At 72.2% G+C, this 14,726-nt stretch carries 15 protein-coding genes; 9 read left to right on the forward strand and 6 right to left on the reverse strand.

What is annotated here, in order from left to right:
- The first annotated feature begins 36 nt into the window (after nt 1–36).
- Nucleotides 37–1,353 carry an MFS transporter gene (locus OHA05_RS04985; protein ID WP_313947616.1) on the forward strand — a complete coding sequence of 439 codons (1,317 nt, stop codon included), beginning with the start codon at nt 37–39 and terminating at the stop codon, nt 1,351–1,353.
- Here the strand turns inward: OHA05_RS04985 and OHA05_RS04990 are convergent.
- The 4 genes from OHA05_RS04990 to OHA05_RS05005 form a co-directional block, all read right to left on the reverse strand.
- The gene (locus OHA05_RS04990; protein WP_313947615.1) at nt 1,315–2,160 is read right to left on the reverse strand and encodes a spermidine synthase; all 846 of its coding nucleotides are present in this window, start codon (nt 2,158–2,160) and stop codon (nt 1,315–1,317) included. The two genes, OHA05_RS04985 and OHA05_RS04990, sit on opposite strands and share 39 nt — an antisense overlap.
- Nucleotides 2,161–2,436: 276 nt before the next feature.
- Nucleotides 2,437–3,282, reverse strand: a complete 846-nt coding sequence (locus OHA05_RS04995) for a patatin-like phospholipase family protein (protein ID WP_313947614.1) — start codon at nt 3,280–3,282, stop codon at nt 2,437–2,439.
- Nucleotides 3,283–3,391: 109 nt separating this feature from the next.
- Nucleotides 3,392–4,573 (reverse strand): elongation factor Tu, encoded by a 1,182-nt coding sequence (gene tuf / locus OHA05_RS05000; RefSeq protein ID WP_313947613.1) that lies wholly within the window; start codon nt 4,571–4,573, stop codon nt 3,392–3,394.
- A gap of 318 nt (nt 4,574–4,891) precedes the next feature.
- Nucleotides 4,892–5,590, reverse strand: a complete 699-nt coding sequence (locus OHA05_RS05005; protein ID WP_328859920.1) for a DNA alkylation repair protein — start codon at nt 5,588–5,590, stop codon at nt 4,892–4,894.
- 49 nt (nt 5,591–5,639) lie between these two features.
- Here OHA05_RS05005 and OHA05_RS05010 point away from each other — a divergent pair, with 49 nt between their 5' ends.
- The 6 genes from OHA05_RS05010 to lnt all read left to right on the forward strand — a co-directional run bounded on the left by OHA05_RS05010 (nt 5,640) and on the right by lnt (nt 11,142).
- Nucleotides 5,640–6,344 (forward strand): TVP38/TMEM64 family protein, encoded by a 705-nt coding sequence (locus tag OHA05_RS05010; protein WP_328859921.1) that lies wholly within the window; start codon nt 5,640–5,642, stop codon nt 6,342–6,344.
- A 149-nt stretch (nt 6,345–6,493) separates the two neighbouring features.
- Nucleotides 6,494–7,366, forward strand: a complete 873-nt coding sequence (locus OHA05_RS05015) for an undecaprenyl-diphosphate phosphatase (protein ID WP_313947610.1) — start codon at nt 6,494–6,496, stop codon at nt 7,364–7,366.
- Nucleotides 7,367–7,420: 54 nt separating this feature from the next.
- Nucleotides 7,421–7,594: a hypothetical protein gene (locus tag OHA05_RS05020; RefSeq protein WP_313947609.1), complete on the forward strand. Its 174-nt coding sequence runs from the start codon at nt 7,421–7,423 to the stop codon at nt 7,592–7,594.
- A 62-nt stretch (nt 7,595–7,656) separates the two neighbouring features.
- Nucleotides 7,657–8,814, forward strand: a complete 1,158-nt coding sequence (locus OHA05_RS05025; protein ID WP_313947608.1) for a methyltransferase — start codon at nt 7,657–7,659, stop codon at nt 8,812–8,814.
- Between the two features lie 105 nt (nt 8,815–8,919).
- On the forward strand, nt 8,920–9,381 hold the full coding sequence (locus OHA05_RS05030) for a nuclear transport factor 2 family protein (RefSeq protein WP_313947607.1): 462 nt from the start codon (nt 8,920–8,922) through the stop codon (nt 9,379–9,381).
- A 99-nt stretch (nt 9,382–9,480) separates the two neighbouring features.
- Entirely contained in the window at nt 9,481–11,142 is a 1,662-nt protein-coding gene (gene lnt / locus OHA05_RS05035) for an apolipoprotein N-acyltransferase (RefSeq protein ID WP_328859922.1), read from the forward strand.
- Here lnt and OHA05_RS05040 read toward each other — a convergent pair.
- Together OHA05_RS05040 and OHA05_RS05045 are read right to left on the reverse strand one after the other, a co-directional pair.
- Nucleotides 11,066–11,971 carry a Gfo/Idh/MocA family protein gene (locus OHA05_RS05040; RefSeq protein WP_328859923.1) on the reverse strand — a complete coding sequence of 302 codons (906 nt, stop codon included), beginning with the start codon at nt 11,969–11,971 and terminating at the stop codon, nt 11,066–11,068. The genes lnt and OHA05_RS05040 overlap by 77 nt on opposite strands.
- On the reverse strand, nt 11,968–13,185 hold the full coding sequence (locus OHA05_RS05045; protein WP_328859924.1) for an FAD-dependent monooxygenase: 1,218 nt from the start codon (nt 13,183–13,185) through the stop codon (nt 11,968–11,970). The genes OHA05_RS05040 and OHA05_RS05045 overlap by 4 nt, the downstream gene beginning before the upstream one ends.
- An 81-nt stretch (nt 13,186–13,266) precedes the next feature.
- On the opposite strand from OHA05_RS05045, the gene OHA05_RS05050 reads away from it, so the two are divergent.
- Both OHA05_RS05050 and OHA05_RS05055 read left to right on the forward strand, forming a co-directional pair.
- Nucleotides 13,267–13,935, forward strand: coding sequence for a TetR/AcrR family transcriptional regulator (locus OHA05_RS05050; RefSeq protein ID WP_328859925.1), 669 nt, complete (start codon nt 13,267–13,269; stop codon nt 13,933–13,935).
- Entirely contained in the window at nt 13,922–14,431 is a 510-nt protein-coding gene (locus tag OHA05_RS05055; RefSeq protein WP_313947602.1) for a DinB family protein, read from the forward strand. Before OHA05_RS05050 ends, OHA05_RS05055 begins: the two co-directional genes overlap by 14 nt.
- Nucleotides 14,432–14,726 lie beyond the last annotated feature (295 nt).

The raw sequence follows: 14,726 nt of genomic DNA on the forward strand, positions 1-14,726 counted from the left end.
TTGGCAACCGGGGCGGCCTGCGGGGATAGTCCGTGGGTGACCTTTCCCGCAGCCCCGCCCCGCCGCCACCCGCGCCGCCCCGAATGGGCCGGCCGCAACTACACGCTGCTGACCGCCGCCGCGATCGTCACCAACCTGGGAAGCCACGGTGCACTGATCGCGGCGGCGTTCGCCGTGCTGGAGTCCGGGGGCGACGCGGGCGATGTGGGTCTGGTCGCGGCCGCCCGTACGCTCCCGCTCGTTCTCTTCCTGCTGATCGGCGGCGCGGTCGCCGACCGGGTTCCGCGGCACCGGGTGATGGTCGCCGCCAACGCTCTGAACTGCGTGTCCCAGGCCGCCTTCGCGGTCCTGGTGCTGGCCGGCGACGCGCAGCTGTGGCAGATGATGCTCCTGACCGCGCTCTGCGGAACCGGGCAGGCCTTCTTCAACCCGGCCGCCGAGGGCATGCTGATGTCGAGCGTCAGCGGTGAGCAGGCGAGCCGGGCCTTCGCCGTGTTCCGGATGGCCATGCACGGTGCCTCGATCGGCGGTGCGGCACTCGGCGGCGCGCTGATCGCGGCGATGGGGCCCGGCTGGGTGCTGGCGGTGGACGCGGTGGCGTTCGCGGTCGCCGGAGGGCTGCGCGCCTTCCTCCACGTCGGTCACATCGCGCCGCGTGCTCCCGGCGGCGGGCTGCTCGCCGATCTGCGCGACGGGTGGAAAGAGGTCGTCAGCAGGCCGTGGCTGTGGGGCATCGTCGCGCAGTTCACGGTGGTCGTCGCCGTCGTGGGCGCCGCCGAGTCGGTGTTCGGACCGCTGGTGGCCGAGGACGAGTTGGGCGGCGCCGGGCCCTGGGGCATGGCCCTCGCGGCCTTCGGCGTGGGCACCCTCCTCGGTGCGCTGCTGATGATGCGCTGGAAGCCGCGGCGGCTGCTGCTCGCGGGCACGCTGTGCGTCTTCCCCCTCGCCCTGCCCTCCGCAGCGCTGGCCGTGCCGCTGCCGGTCCCGGGACTGGCCGCCGTGATGCTGCTGAGCGGGGTGGCGATCGAGGTGTTCGGCGTCGCGTGGATGACGGCGCTGCACCAGGAGATCCCGGAGGAGATGCTCTCGCGGGTCTGCGCCTACGACTGGTTCGGCTCGGTGGCCATGCTGCCGCTGGCGACCGCGCTCGCCGGGCCCGCGGAGAGCGTGTTCGGGCGGAGCGCGTCGCTGTGGGGGTGCTCGGCGCTCGTGGTCCTGGTGACCGCGGCCGTGCTGTTCGTCCCGGACGTCCGGCATCTGACGCGCCGGGCCGGGAAGGTCGCCGCCGCGGGTCCCGGCACCCTCCCGGTGGCCTCAGCCGATGCTGAAGGCCCCGCCGGGCGGCTCGGGTGACGCCTGGGCGTCGGCGTCCGCGACCGGCGTCGCGGATCCGATGAGCCGCCGCAGCGGCGGGCCGTGCTCGACGCGTGCGGGGAACGGGTCCGCCGAGGTGCGGCGGGCGAGGGCTGCCGTGTCGAGCGGGGCGTGGGACGCGAGCAGCAGGACGTTGCCGAAGCGGCGTCCGCGCAGCACGGACGGTTCGGCGACCAGCGCGAGTTCGGTGAACACCGCGGCGAAGGTGGCCAACTGGGAGCCCATAAAGGCGAACGGAGCGCTGTCGGCGAGGTTCGCCGCGTAGATCCCGCCCGGTCTCAGGACGCGTTCGGCCGCTCGCGCGTACTCGACCGAGGTCACCTGCGCCGGCACCCGCGATCCGCCGAAGACATCGGCGATCAGCACATCGGCCGAGTCCGCGGGCGCCGCGTCGATCCAGGCGCGGGCGTCCGCCGCGTGCAGCGCGATGCCCGAGCCGTCGGGCAGGGGCAGTTGCTCCGCGACCAGGTCGAGCAGACCGCGGTCGAACTCCACCACGTCCTGCCGCGAGCCGGGCCGGGTCACCGCGGCGTAGCGCGGCAGGGTGAGGGCTCCGCCGCCGAGGTGCAGCAGATCGAGTGGCGTGCCCTCGTCGGCACAGGTGTCGATGACGTGGGCGAGCCGCCTGGTGTACTCGAACTCCAGATGCGTGGGCTCGTCCAGGTCGACGTACGACTGGGGAGCGTCGTCGACGGTGAGCAGCCAGGCCCGCTCGCGGTCGATGTCGGGCATCAGTCTGGCGGTGCCCCGGTCGACCTGGCGGACGACCGGTATCTGCTCGTTCACGGTCTCATTGTGCCCGGGCCGCCCGCGCCGGCAGGTGCGGGGACGGCCGGGGAGCGCCCGACACGTACCCGCCCGAGCATGCGTACCCGCCCGAGCGTGCCGGGACCGCGCCCGCGGAGAGCGACCGGCCCGCGCTCACTGTCTGCCGAGCCCGCGCCCGCGGGCAACCGCCCTTGCCGAGCGCGGGCACCGCTCGCCCGCTGCGTGGCGTGCCCGCGCCGCAGGCGCCCACGCGCGCCGAGCGGGAGCAACCGCCCCGCTCCGAGCGCCCCGCCGTCAGCCGGACCAGACCGCCGCCACCTCGTCGGCGTGCGCCACCGCCTGGGCCAGTCCCGCCCGTGCCGCGGGCGCCCGCCGGGCCGGGTCCAGGACATTGCGGCCGAACGCCTTCCGCGCCGCCCGGTCCGGGGTGATGACGGCGACGCGGGCCCCTTCGGCCCGCAGTCGCGCCGCCTGCACCCGCGCGGCCGGCACGGGTCCGCCGCCGATCGCCATCGGGGCCACCACGACGACCCTGCCGTACCCGGAGGCGAGATCCGCGTTGGAGGACGACCGCACTCCGCCGTCGATGAACAGCCGGCCGTCGATCTCCATGGGCGGCCAGACCCCCGGCACCGCGCAGCTCGCGGCCACCGCGTCCACGAGTCCGACCCCGCTGTCCCGGTCGAAGGGGCGGAACTCGCCCGTGGCGGCGTCGACGGCCGTCACCACGAGCCGCCGTTGCTCGGGCCACTCGTGCGACAGCAGCCGCCGGGCAATGACCTCCCGGCGCCCTGCCCCGCCGTCCGTCCCGGACTTGAGCGCCATCTTTCCCATACGGATGCCGTACGACGTGCTGTCCCGCGCACGCAGCACGGTCCAGGCGTAGCGGGCCAGCATCGCGGGCCCCATGCTCGCGGTGATCTCTCCTTCGGGGGAGACGAGTTGACGCTCGTACAGCTCCGGGAGCTCCAGCAGCCCGGAGACGAGCTGCGCGCCCACGACCGAGCCCGCCGAGGTACCGATCACCGTGTCGGCGCCGGTCACGTCAACGCCCGCCCGTGCGAGTCCGTGCAGGATGCCGATCTCCCAGCCGATGCCGGTGAGACCGCCACCGCCGAGCACCAGGGCCGTGTCGCCCATCGCCGCCGCCTTCCACCGAGGTGTGTGGCAGCAGCGTAGGCGCAGGTGGCCGGTCCTCGTACGGTGCGTACGAGGACCGGCCACGCGCCTCACCCGGAGGCGGCAGCCCTCACCCGCCGGCGACCTCGGTCACCGTGCCGGCGCCGACCGTGCGGCCGCCCTCGCGGATGGCGAAGCCGAGTCCGGCCTCCAACGGGATGTCACGTCCCAGCTCGACGGTCATGGTGACCGTGTCGCCGGGCTGCGCGACGGCCCGCTCGCCGAGGTCGACGTCCCCGACGACGTCCGCGGTGCGGATGTAGAACTGCGGCCGGTAGCCGGTGGAGACCGCTGTTCTGCGGCCGCCCTCCTTGGCCGAGAGCACATACACCTGGGCGGTGAAGTGCCGGCTCGGCGTGACACTGCCGGGCGCGGCCACCACATGGCCGCGGCGCACCGCGTCGCGCGGCAGTCCGCGCAGCAGCAGCGCGACGTTGTCTCCGGCCTCGGCGGACTCCATCGGCTTGCCGAAGGTCTCCAGACCGGTGACGACCGTCTCGGTGTCCGCGCCGAGCACCTGCACACGGTCGCCGACGCGCACCGTGCCCCGCTCGACGGCGCCGGTGACGACCGTCCCGCGCCCGGTGATGGTCAGGACGTTCTCCACCGGGAGCAGGAACGGCGCGTCGGTGTATCTGACGGGCATCGGCACATAGGTGTCGACGGCGTCGAGCAGCGCCTCCACGGCGGCGGTCCAGCGTGGGTCGCCCTCCAGCGCCCTGAGTCCGGAGACCCGGACGACCGGTGCGGCCTCGCCGCCGTAGCCGTGCGCGGTGAGCAGCTCGCGGACCTCCAGCTCGACCAGGTCGGTCAGCTCGTCGTCGCCCGCGTCGGCCTTGTTCAGCGCGACGACGATGTGGTCGACACCGACCTGACGGGCCAGCAGGACGTGCTCGGCCGTCTGCGGCATGACCCCGTCCAGCGCGGAGACGACCAGGATCGCCCCGTCGAGCTGGGCGGCACCGGTGACCATGTTCTTGACGTAGTCGGCGTGCCCGGGCATGTCCACGTGCGCGTAGTGCCGGGTGTCCGTCTCGTACTCGACGTGCGCGATGTTGATGGTGATGCCCCGCTGCGCCTCCTCCGGCGCCCGGTCGATGCGGTCGAAGGACACGTAGGAGGTACTGCTCCCGGAGCGCTCGGCGAGCACTTTCGTGATGGCGGCGGTCAGCGTGGTCTTGCCGTGGTCGACATGGCCCATGGTGCCGATGTTGAGGTGCGGCTTGGTACGTACGTATGCCGTCTTGGGCATGGCTGTTTCCTCGGACTTCCTCGGAGTGCGAAGCGTGATGAGGACCCCTGGGCCTTGCCGACCCTCCCCCTGTGGGGTCCGCCGGACGTTCCGGGAAGGGTCAGCTTCGGGCGCCGCCGAACGGCGCCGCGGCAGCGGCTGCGTCCGCCGTGAGGAATGCGGCAGCCTTCGGCGCGGCCGCGACTGCGGACGGCGCTGCGAGGAAGGCGTACCGGAACATGAGGACGATGTTCGCCCACGGCCCGCGCCGCGTCGAATGGTTTTCCGCGTACGGGAGTTCAGCGGGCGCGGGGTCTGCGTGGACACAAGGTCAGCAGGTCACAGGTTCTTCAGCGCTTCCCGTACGGACAGCGGCGAGAGTCTCTCCCGCGCGGAGTCGACGAACTCCCGTACGGCGTCGGGGTCGGTCTTGGCGTACTCCCGCAGGCACCAGCCGATCGCCTTGCGGATGAAGAAGTCGGGGTGGTCGGCCCGGCGCAGGCAGTACCCGAAGAGACGGTCGGTGTCGGTGGAGTCCTTGTAGCGCAGTTGGTGGAGCAGCGCGGTGCGGGCGACCCACAGATCGTCGTCGTCGATCCAGGTGTCCATGTCGGTCCTGAGTACTGGGTCGGCCGCGACGAGCGGTCCGACGACATGTGCGGCGAGCGCGTCGACGGTGTCCCACCAGGAGACGGTGGTGACGACCCGGCGGACGACGGGCAGAAAGCCGGAGGAGCACCGTCGGACGTGTCGGCGCAGATAGTCGGCGGCGAAGTAGGCGTACTCCCGCTCGGGCAGCGCCCAGCAGCGCAGTGCGATCGCCGTGCAGTCGGTCTCGTCCGGCGCGGGCAGCCCTGCGAGCACGGTGCGGGACAGAACACGCCGCTCGGCGGTGTAGATCCCGAGGAAGGGCGCGACCCCCTTCATGTACGCGGCGGCGCCCGCCGCCCGGACCGGATCGGCCCCGGTGGGGTACAGCGCGGTCAGTCGTTCCATGACCGTGTCGGCGAGCTCGCTGCGTGGTACCGCGGGGGTCATGCGTCACAGATTACGGCGATCACATCCCTATGTCGGTTACTGTCTCCGGATGTTCGAGCCCGTCCCCAGGCCCGCTTCCCCACTCGCCGTCCGCTGCACCCGGGTGTTGTTGTCCCCCTGGTCGCGGCTGTCGCTGCTGGTCCTCATGCTGGCGACCGCGGCGGCACTGGTCCTCCTGTACGAGCCACAGAGACTCCTCTCCGGCGGCTTCCCGGCCCAACTCGGCGGCGCCGCCGCGGTAATGCTGTTCGCAGTGGCGTACGGCGCGTGCACCGCCGCCTTCGTACCGCGGCCGTTGCTCAACCTGGCGGCGGGCGCGCTGTTCGGCTCACAGGCCGGTCTCGTCTCGGCGATCGCCGGCACGGTGATCGGTGCGGGCATCTCCTTCACCCTCGGCCGTCTGCTCGGACAGGAGGCGCTGCGGCCGCTGTTGAAGGGCCGCTGGCTCAAGGCCGCGGACACCCAGCTCAGCACGCACGGCTTCCGCTCGATGCTGGCGATCAGGCTCTTCCCCGGGGTGCCCTTCGCCGCGGCCAACTACTGTGCGGCCGTCTCCCGCATGGGCTACGTCCCGTTCCTGCTGGCCACCGGCCTGGGCTCGATCCCGAACACCGCGGCGTACGTCGTCGCGGGCAGCCGGGCCGGGTCACCGACGTCGCCCGTGTTCCTGATCGCGATGGGCTTCATCGTGGTCACGGGTCTCGGCGCCGCCGCCGTCGCCTGGCGCAAGCGCCATCGTCTGCCGAGCGGTTGACCCTCCGAGGCGCAGCTCGCGCCGGTGCACTGCCAGGGCCCGAGGCACAGCCCGTCGTCGAGGGACGCTAGGCTGCCTCAGACCTGGCGCATGATCGAGAACGCTACGCGCCGCCTGACCGTGATCATTCTTGGATGGCGTAGTTTTCCATGTCTTGGTTCGAATCATTCATCCTCGGGCTCGTCCAGGGGCTGACCGAATTCCTGCCCATCTCCTCCAGCGCGCATCTGCGGCTCACCGCGGCGTTCGCCGGATGGCACGACCCGGGCGCGGCGTTCACCGCGATCACTCAGATCGGCACCGAGGCGGCCGTCCTGATCTACTTCCGCAAGGACATCGCGAGGATCGTCTCGGCATGGTTCCGCTCGCTCACCGACAAGTCGATGCGCAGCGACCACGACGCCCAGATGGGCTGGCTGGTCATCGTCGGCTCGATCCCGATCGGCGTGCTGGGCATCACGCTCAAGGACCAGATCGAGGGCCCGTTCCGTGATCTGCGCCTCATCGCCACCACGCTGATCGTGATGGGCATCGTCCTCGGTATCGCCGACCGGCTCGCCGCCCGCGACGAGACCGGCGGCAAGCACCGCGCCATCAAGGAGCGCAAGACGCTGCGCGAACTGAGCGTCAAGGACGGTCTGATCTTCGGTATCTGCCAGGCGATGGCCCTCGTCCCCGGTGTCTCCCGGTCCGGCGCCACCATCAGCGGTGGTCTGCTGATGGGCTACACCCGTGAGGCCGCGGCCCGCTATTCGTTCCTGCTGGCCATCCCCGCCGTGCTCGCCTCCGGCGCCTACGAGCTCAAGGACGCGGGCGAGGGCCATGTGTCCTGGGGGCCCACCATCTTCGCGACGTTCATCGCGTTCGGTGTGGGCTACGCCGTCATCGCCTGGTTCATGAAGTTCATCACTACCAAGAGCTTCATGCCCTTCGTCATCTACCGGGTGATTCTGGGAATTGCCCTGTTCATCCTGGTCGGAACGGACACTTTGAGCCCTCACGCGGGCGAGTCGGGCGACTGACGCCACACGCCGAAGGGGCGACGCGTCGCTCGGGCCCGTCGTAGCCTGTTCGCCATGTCCACCCTTCGACCCGAACCCGAGACCGCCCTGTCCGCCACCGAGCTGAACGCCCGCATCCGAGAGCTGTGGGCCGACGGGCAGCTGCCCGACGACCGGCGCCCGGAGTACGAGGCGCTCGTGGTGAAGTGGGCGGCCGCGGCTCTCGAAGGCGTGGGGCGAGCGGCCTGACGTCCGCGCGCAGCGGGCGCGTGGATCATGAGGTCCCCGCGCTCGGCTAGCCTGGCTGCACGATGAACCGTCTGACCACGTCCTGGGGCGACCTCCGGCTCGCCCGCTTCCCCGAAGATCCCCGCGACACCCTCCGCGCATGGGACGCCGCCGACGAGTACCTGTTGCGCAGGCTCGAGGGGATCGACGACGCGGATCCGGCGGACCTGTCCGGCACCGTGGTCGTGGTGGGCGACCGGTGGGGTGCTCTCACCGCATCGCTCGCCGCGCACGACCCCGTACAGATCACCGACTCGTACCTCGGCCAGGAGGCCACCCGCGCGAATCTGGCGCGCAACGGCATCGACGCCGCCTCCGTGCGGCTGCTGTCCGCCCGGGACACTCCGCCCGAGCGCATCGACGTCCTGCTCGTCCGGGTACCCAAGAGCCTCGCGCTCCTGGAGGACCAGCTGCACCGGCTCGCGCCCGCCGTGCACGCCGGCACCCTGGTCATCGGTACCGGCATGGTGAGTGAGATCCACACCTCGACGCTGCGGCTGTTCGAGCGGATCATCGGTCCGACGCGGACCTCGCTCGCGGTGAAAAAGGCGCGGCTCATCTTCTGCACGCCCGACCCCGCGCTGGCCCCCGGGCCCAGCCCCTGGCCGGTGCGCTACGCCCTGCCCGACGGCATCGGTGTGCTGGCGGGCCGCTCCGTCACCAACCACGCGGGCATCTTCTGCGCCGACCGTCTCGACATCGGCACCCGGTTCTTCCTGCGCCATCTGCCGGAGCGCAGCGGGCCCGCCCATGTGGTGGACCTCGGCTGCGGCAATGGCGTGGTCGGCACCGCCGCCGCTCTCGCCGGGCCGGAGACCTCGGTGACCTTCGCCGACGAGTCCTTCTCCGCGGTGGACTCCGCACGGGCCACCTACCGCGAGAACGTCGCCGACGCTTCGAGGGCGAGCTTCCTCGTGGGGGACGGACTCGCGGAGCTCGCGGACGGCTCGGCCGATCTCGTCCTGAACAATCCGCCGTTCCATTCGCACCGGGCGACGACGGACTCGACGGCCCGACGGATGTTCGGTGACGCCCGCCGCGTCCTGCGGCCCGGCGGCGAGCTGTGGGTGATCGGCAACCGGCACCTCGGGTACCACGTACGGCTGCGTCGGCTCTTCGGCAACTGTGAGGTCGTGGCGAGCGACCCGAAGTTCGTGGTCCTGAAGGCTGTCCGGCCCTAAGGGCTGTCGTTCCGGACGGCCGAGATCCACCGTTTGCCGAACGGACGCGGGTGACGGGTGCGCACGGCTCTTGGCCTGGGGCCCCGGCTGCCCGAGACTGACCCGATGACGCAGCGCGTGGATCTCGCGACGATGATGGACCGCCTCGCCATCGACGAACTGGTCACCGGTTACGCGGTGGCCGTGGACGACGCCGACTGGAACGCCTACCGGGCCTTGTTCACCGGGGACGGGCGGGCCGACTACCGCAGTTCCGGCGGGATCGAGGGCTCCGCCGCCGAGGTCGCCGACTGGCTGGCGGAGACGATGCGCGTCTTTCCCGTACGCCAGCACCTGATCGTCAACCGGCGCGTGCACATCCAGGATCTGGGGGGCTATCCGGGTGACGGCGCCGAGCTCCAGGCCGACTATGTGAATCCGATGCGGATGGAGTCGGGCGACGACTTCGTGTCCGGCGGCCGCTACACCTTCCATGTGCTCCGTACGGACGAGGGCTGGCGGCTGAACCATGTGCTGATCGCCGAGAAGTGGCGGCGCGGCACGGGTGCGCTTGCCGACAGCAGATAGGGGCACGCTGTCGGTGCGGGACCCCCTCGCGCACACTGGAGAGGGACGGCTCGCGGCCCGTCGGGGCGGTCCCTTCCAGGCAGGACGAGGAGGCGCGTCATGCGGATTCCGGTCGGCCGGAGCCGGCGGGAGGGCAGCGCGCCCCGACGACGGACCGGAGACGACGCGGGGTGGCAGCGCGCCCGGCGACTCGTCGGAGCCCCCCGCGGGCGTGCGGTCGCCGCCGTGCTGGCCGGTGCGCTGCCCGCGCTCGCCTTCCCCGAGCCGTCGCTCTGGTGGTTCGCCTATGTGGCGCTGGTGCCGTGGATGCTGCTGGTGCGCACGGCGCCGACCGGGCGCCGGGCGGCGCTGGAGGGCTGGCTCGGCGGTCTGGGCTTCATGGTCGCCGTGCATCACTGGCTCATGCCGAGCCTCCATGTGTTCATCGTCGTGCTGGCCGCACTGCTGGGGCTGCTGTGGGCGCCCTGGGGGTGGCTGGTCCGCTCCCTGCTCGGCGGTATGCCGTCACCCGCGCGGGCCGCGGCGGCTCTCGCCGTGGTCCCCTCCGGGTGGCTGATGGTCGAACTGGCCCGCTCCTGGGAGGGGTTGGGTGGTCCGTGGGGGCTGCTCGGCGCCAGCCAGTGGGAGGTCTCCCCCGCCCTGCGGCTGGCGTCGGTGGGCGGTGTGTGGCTGGTCAGCCTGCTCGTGCTGGCGGTGAACACCGCGGTGACCGTGCTGATCGCGGTACCGAGGGCCCGTATCACCGCGGTGGGCGGCACGGTCGCCTGTGCGCTGGCCACCACGGCGGCATGGATGTGGGCGCCGCAGCCGGAGTCGTCGGGCCGGACCCGGATCGCGGTCGTCCAGCCGGGGGTGATCAACGGCATCGGCGGCGAGGACAAGCGCTTCGAGCGCAGCGAGCGGCTGACGCGTGAGCTGGCCGGCCAGGACGTCGACCTGGTCGTCTGGGGCGAGAGCAGTGTGGGCTCGGACCTGCGCGAACGCCCCGATCTGGCGGCGCGTCTCGCGGTGCTGTCGCGCGCGGTCGGCGCCGATCTGCTGGTCAATGTCGACGCCCGGCGGGTGGACGCCTCGGGGCAGAGCGGGATCTTCAAGAGCTCGGTCCTGGTCGGTCCGCAGGGACCGACCGGTGACCGCTACGACAAGATGCGTCTGGTGCCGTTCGGTGAGTACATCCCGGCGCGTGATCTGCTCGGCTGGGCGACCTCGGTGGGCAAGGCGGCCGGCGAGGACCGGCTGCGCGGCACGCGTCCCGTGGTGATGGTCCTGCCGGGCGAGGGGGCCGACCGGCTGCGCCTCGGTCCGCTGGTCTGCTTCGAGTCGGCGTTCCCCGACATGAGCCGCAGGCTCACCCGGGACGGCGCCCAGGTGCTCATCGCCCAGTCGGCGACGTCGTCCTTCCAGAACAGCTGGGCGCCGGAGCAGCACGCGTCGCTGGCGGCCCTGCGGGCGGCGGAGAGCGGGCGGCCGATGGTGCACGCCACGCTCACCGGTGTCAGTTCGGTCCACGACGCGCACGGCGGCCGGGTGGGGCAGCCGCTCGGTACGGACGAGAGCACGGCGGCGGTCTACGACATACCGCTGGCGCGCGGGACGACGGCGTACGTGCGGTTCGGCGACTGGGCGGTGTACGGCGCGCTCGCCGTGCTGGCCCTGTGGCTGGCGGCCGAGGGCACGCGGGCGGTCAGGCGGCCTGCTCGAGAGCCCGAAGCACCACCCGTTCGCACAGTTCGTGAGTCCTCAGGGCGTCCTGGGCACTGAGGAACTTCCCCGCGCGCACCGCTTCGAGGAATGACGTCACCGACTGCTCGATGCCGCGCTGGCGGGCCACCGGCACCCAGTCGCCGCGCCGACGCACGCTCGGCTGCCCCTTGTGGTCGACGACTTCGGCGAGGTTGCGCACCTCGCGCTTGGTGTCCTGGCCGGACACCTCGAGGATCTCCTCGGCGGAGCCGCTCATCCGGTTCATGGTGCCGATGGCGGTGAATCCCTCGCCGGACAGCTGAAGGACGACGTGGTGCATCCGCCCGTCGACGATGCGGGCCCGCACATCGCTGTGCTCGACCGTGCCGGGGGCGAGGAAGCGCAGCGTGTCGACGACATGGATGAAGTCGTCGAGCACGAGCGTGCGGGGGTCCTCGGGGAGGCCGACGCGGTTCTTCTGCATCAGGATCAGGTCGCGCGGGTGCTCCAGGCACTGCGCGTACCCCGGCGCGAATCGCCGGTTGAAGCCGATGGCCAGGCTGGTGCCGCGCGATTCGGAAAGGTCCACCAGCCGTTCGGATTCGGCGAGTTCGTACGCGAGAGGCTTGTCGACGTACGTGGGCACACCCGCCTGGAGGAGACGGCCGACGATCTCCGCGTGCGCCGCTGTCGGCGCGTGCACGAAGGCGGCGTCGAGGCCCTGTTCCAGCAGCCGGCCGAGGTCGGTGTGGCGCTGACCGGCGGGGATGCGGTGCGTCTCGGCGACCCTGGTCAGGGTGGCCGGTGTGCGGGTCTGCAGATGCAGTTCGATGCCTGGAAGGGCGCCCAGCACGGGCAGATAGGCCTTCTGCGCGATGTCGCCGAGTCCGATGCAGCCGACCTTCACGGGGCCTCCCTCACGCTGTGTCCTCGCCCGTGTGCCTGGTCAGCATACGGGCGCCGGGGCGGCTGCCAGTCGGCGATGCCGTCGAAGGTCCGCAGTACGACGCCCGGCCCGAGCCGGGAGACCGCGGACATCAGGGTGTTGCGCGCGGCGACGGCCGGCCGGCCGGTCAGCGACATCGCCCGGGCGACCCGCGCCGACTTGCGGACGACTGCGGTGGTCCGCGGGAGCCGGTCCGCGCTGTAGGCGGCGAGGCCCGCGCCCAGGTCGGCTCCGGGGGCGACGTGATGGGCGAGGACGATGCCGTCCTCGATCGCCTGGTTGCCGCCCTGACCCAGGGTGGGCGCCATGGCGTGGGCGGAGTCGCCGACGAGGACGGTCCGGCCGCTGTGGAAGGCGGGCAGGGGGTCGATGAGGTGGTGGACGTCGTTGCGCAGCACCTGACGCGGGTCCGTGGCAGCGATGACGGCCGGCACCGGGTCGTGCCAGTCCCCGAACCGGCGCAGGAGTTCGGCCTTCTCGTCGTCCGCCCGGTCGCCGGCGGGTGCGACGGCCGCCGCGTACGCGTAGATCCTGCCGTCCTTGAGCGGCTGGGTGCCCCACAGGGTGCCGGCGCCCCAGCTCTCGTGCGGTGCGAAGGGCCTGCCGAGGCCCGGGACCACGACACGCCAGGTGGTGAATCCGGAGTAGGCCGGGCCCTGATGGGCGGGGAACAGCGCGGTGCGGACGGCCGAGTGGATTCCGTCGGCACCGACGACGAGTTCCGCCTCGAACTCCGCGTCCGCTGTGGTGACACGGGCCGGGCGTCCGTCCGCGGCGCCGGGGTCGGTGAGCCGGGCCTCGCTCGCGGTGTGCACGGCCCCCGCGGGCAGCAGGGCGGCGATGCGGTCGACCAGGGTGGCCCGGTGAAGAAGGACCAGGGGCCCGCCGAAGCGTTCTGCGGCGGCCGCGCTGTTCGTGCGGGCGAGCCACCGGCCGCGCGGGGTGCGCATCCCGCCGTCGCCCTGCCACGCGGACAGCTCCCGGATGTCGTCGCCGAGGCCGATGACGTCGAGCGCACGCTGACCGTTGGGGGCGAGTCCGATGCCGGCGCCGACCGGCTCCAGGGAGGCGGCCTGTTCCAGGACGGTGACCTGCCAGCCGCTTCGGTGCAGGGCGACGGCGGCGGTCAGGCCGCCGATACCACTGCCGATGACGACGGCACGGGGCTCGGACATGGCTCCTCCTCACATGCGCACTACATGTGTAGTGACACGCCGAGCGTACTACAGCTGTAGTTGCGCGGGTAGGTTGGGCCCATGGCAGAACGCACCACTCCGGGCACCTCCCGCGTCACCCCCGGCACCTCCCGCGCCGATCTGATCGCCGATGCCGCGCTCGCACTGCTCGCCGAGCGCGGTATGCGCGGTCTCACCCACCGGGCGGTGGACGAGGCCGCGGGCCTCCCCCAGGGCTCGACGTCCAATCACGCCCGCACCCGGCTGGCCCTCCTGGAGGCCGCGGTACGGCGTCTGGCCGACCGCGAGGCGGCCGTTCTGACACCCGGCGAGCTGTCGGCCGCGGGCCACGGCGGCGGGGGCCTGGCGGACGCCCTGGCCCTCGCGCTGCACCGCTATCTCACGCGCCATCGCGAACTCCTCGTCGCCCGCTACGAACTCGCCCTGGAGGCCACCCGCAGACCGGAGCTGCGTGAGTACTACGACGCGGCGGGCAGCCGCTTCCGGACCATGCTGAACGCCCTGATGACAGCGGCCGGTTCACCGGAGCCGGAGCGCCATGCGCTGTCCCTGGTGGCCTGGTGCGAGGGGCTGATGTTCGCCTGCGCCGTGGGGTCGTACCACGCGGCCGTCCCCGACCGTGCGGAGCTGCGCACGGGGTTCACCGAGCTGCTGCGGGGGATGCTCGGCGAAAATGCCGTGGCGGGCGGCGGGCCGGTCCTCCAGGATGATCGCCATGACGAGACCTGAGCGCACCGAACCGTCCACCACCGCAGACGAACAGGCCATGTTGACGGGCTGGTTGGAGTTCCACCGCGAGACGCTGGAGTTGAAGTGCGCGGGGCTCACCGACGAGCAGCTGCGCGAGCGGTCCGTGCCACCGTCCGGGATATCGCTGCTGGGACTCGTACGGCACATGGCGGAGGTCGAGCGCGGCTGGTTCCGCGACGTCTTCGCCGGCGAGGACGTCCCCACGCTCTACTGCGAGGAGGACCGGGACGGGGACTTCCACGTCACGGACAAGGACACCTGGTCGGACGCCCGCACCGCATGGCAGGCGGAGATCGCGCGTGCCCGCGAGCTGGTCGCGGGCCGCTCACTGGACGATGTCGCGGCCGGCACCACCCGTTCCGGCAGGGCGTTCAACCTGCGGTGGATCATGACGCACATGATCGAGGAGTACGCCCGCCACAACGGCCACGCCGACCTGGTACGGGAGCGGATCGACGGCGCCACGGGCGACTGACCCCGCCCGACGCCCGCGACCGCGGCCGGGCCGATGTCACTCGTGAGGGGCATGGTGGAGCGATCGGGCGGTGAACCGGGCCGACGACCAGCAGAGTTGATCGCGTGCAGCGATCATCGACGCGGCGGCCACCGACCGCCGCGAAACTCCTGGTTGGAGTGGCCGTCTGGGCCGCGTGGGGCCTGTCCGTGACGGGCTGCGTGTCCGTGGACGCGGGGCCCGCTCCGATCCCCGCACCGGCCGGGAGCCGCCCGGCGCAGGTGGTGGAGCCCCGGATCGGTCAGGCACCCACGCG

The organism is Streptomyces sp. NBC_00306 (assembly GCF_036169555.1).
Lineage (GTDB): Bacteria > Actinomycetota > Actinomycetes > Streptomycetales > Streptomycetaceae > Streptomyces > Streptomyces achmelvichensis.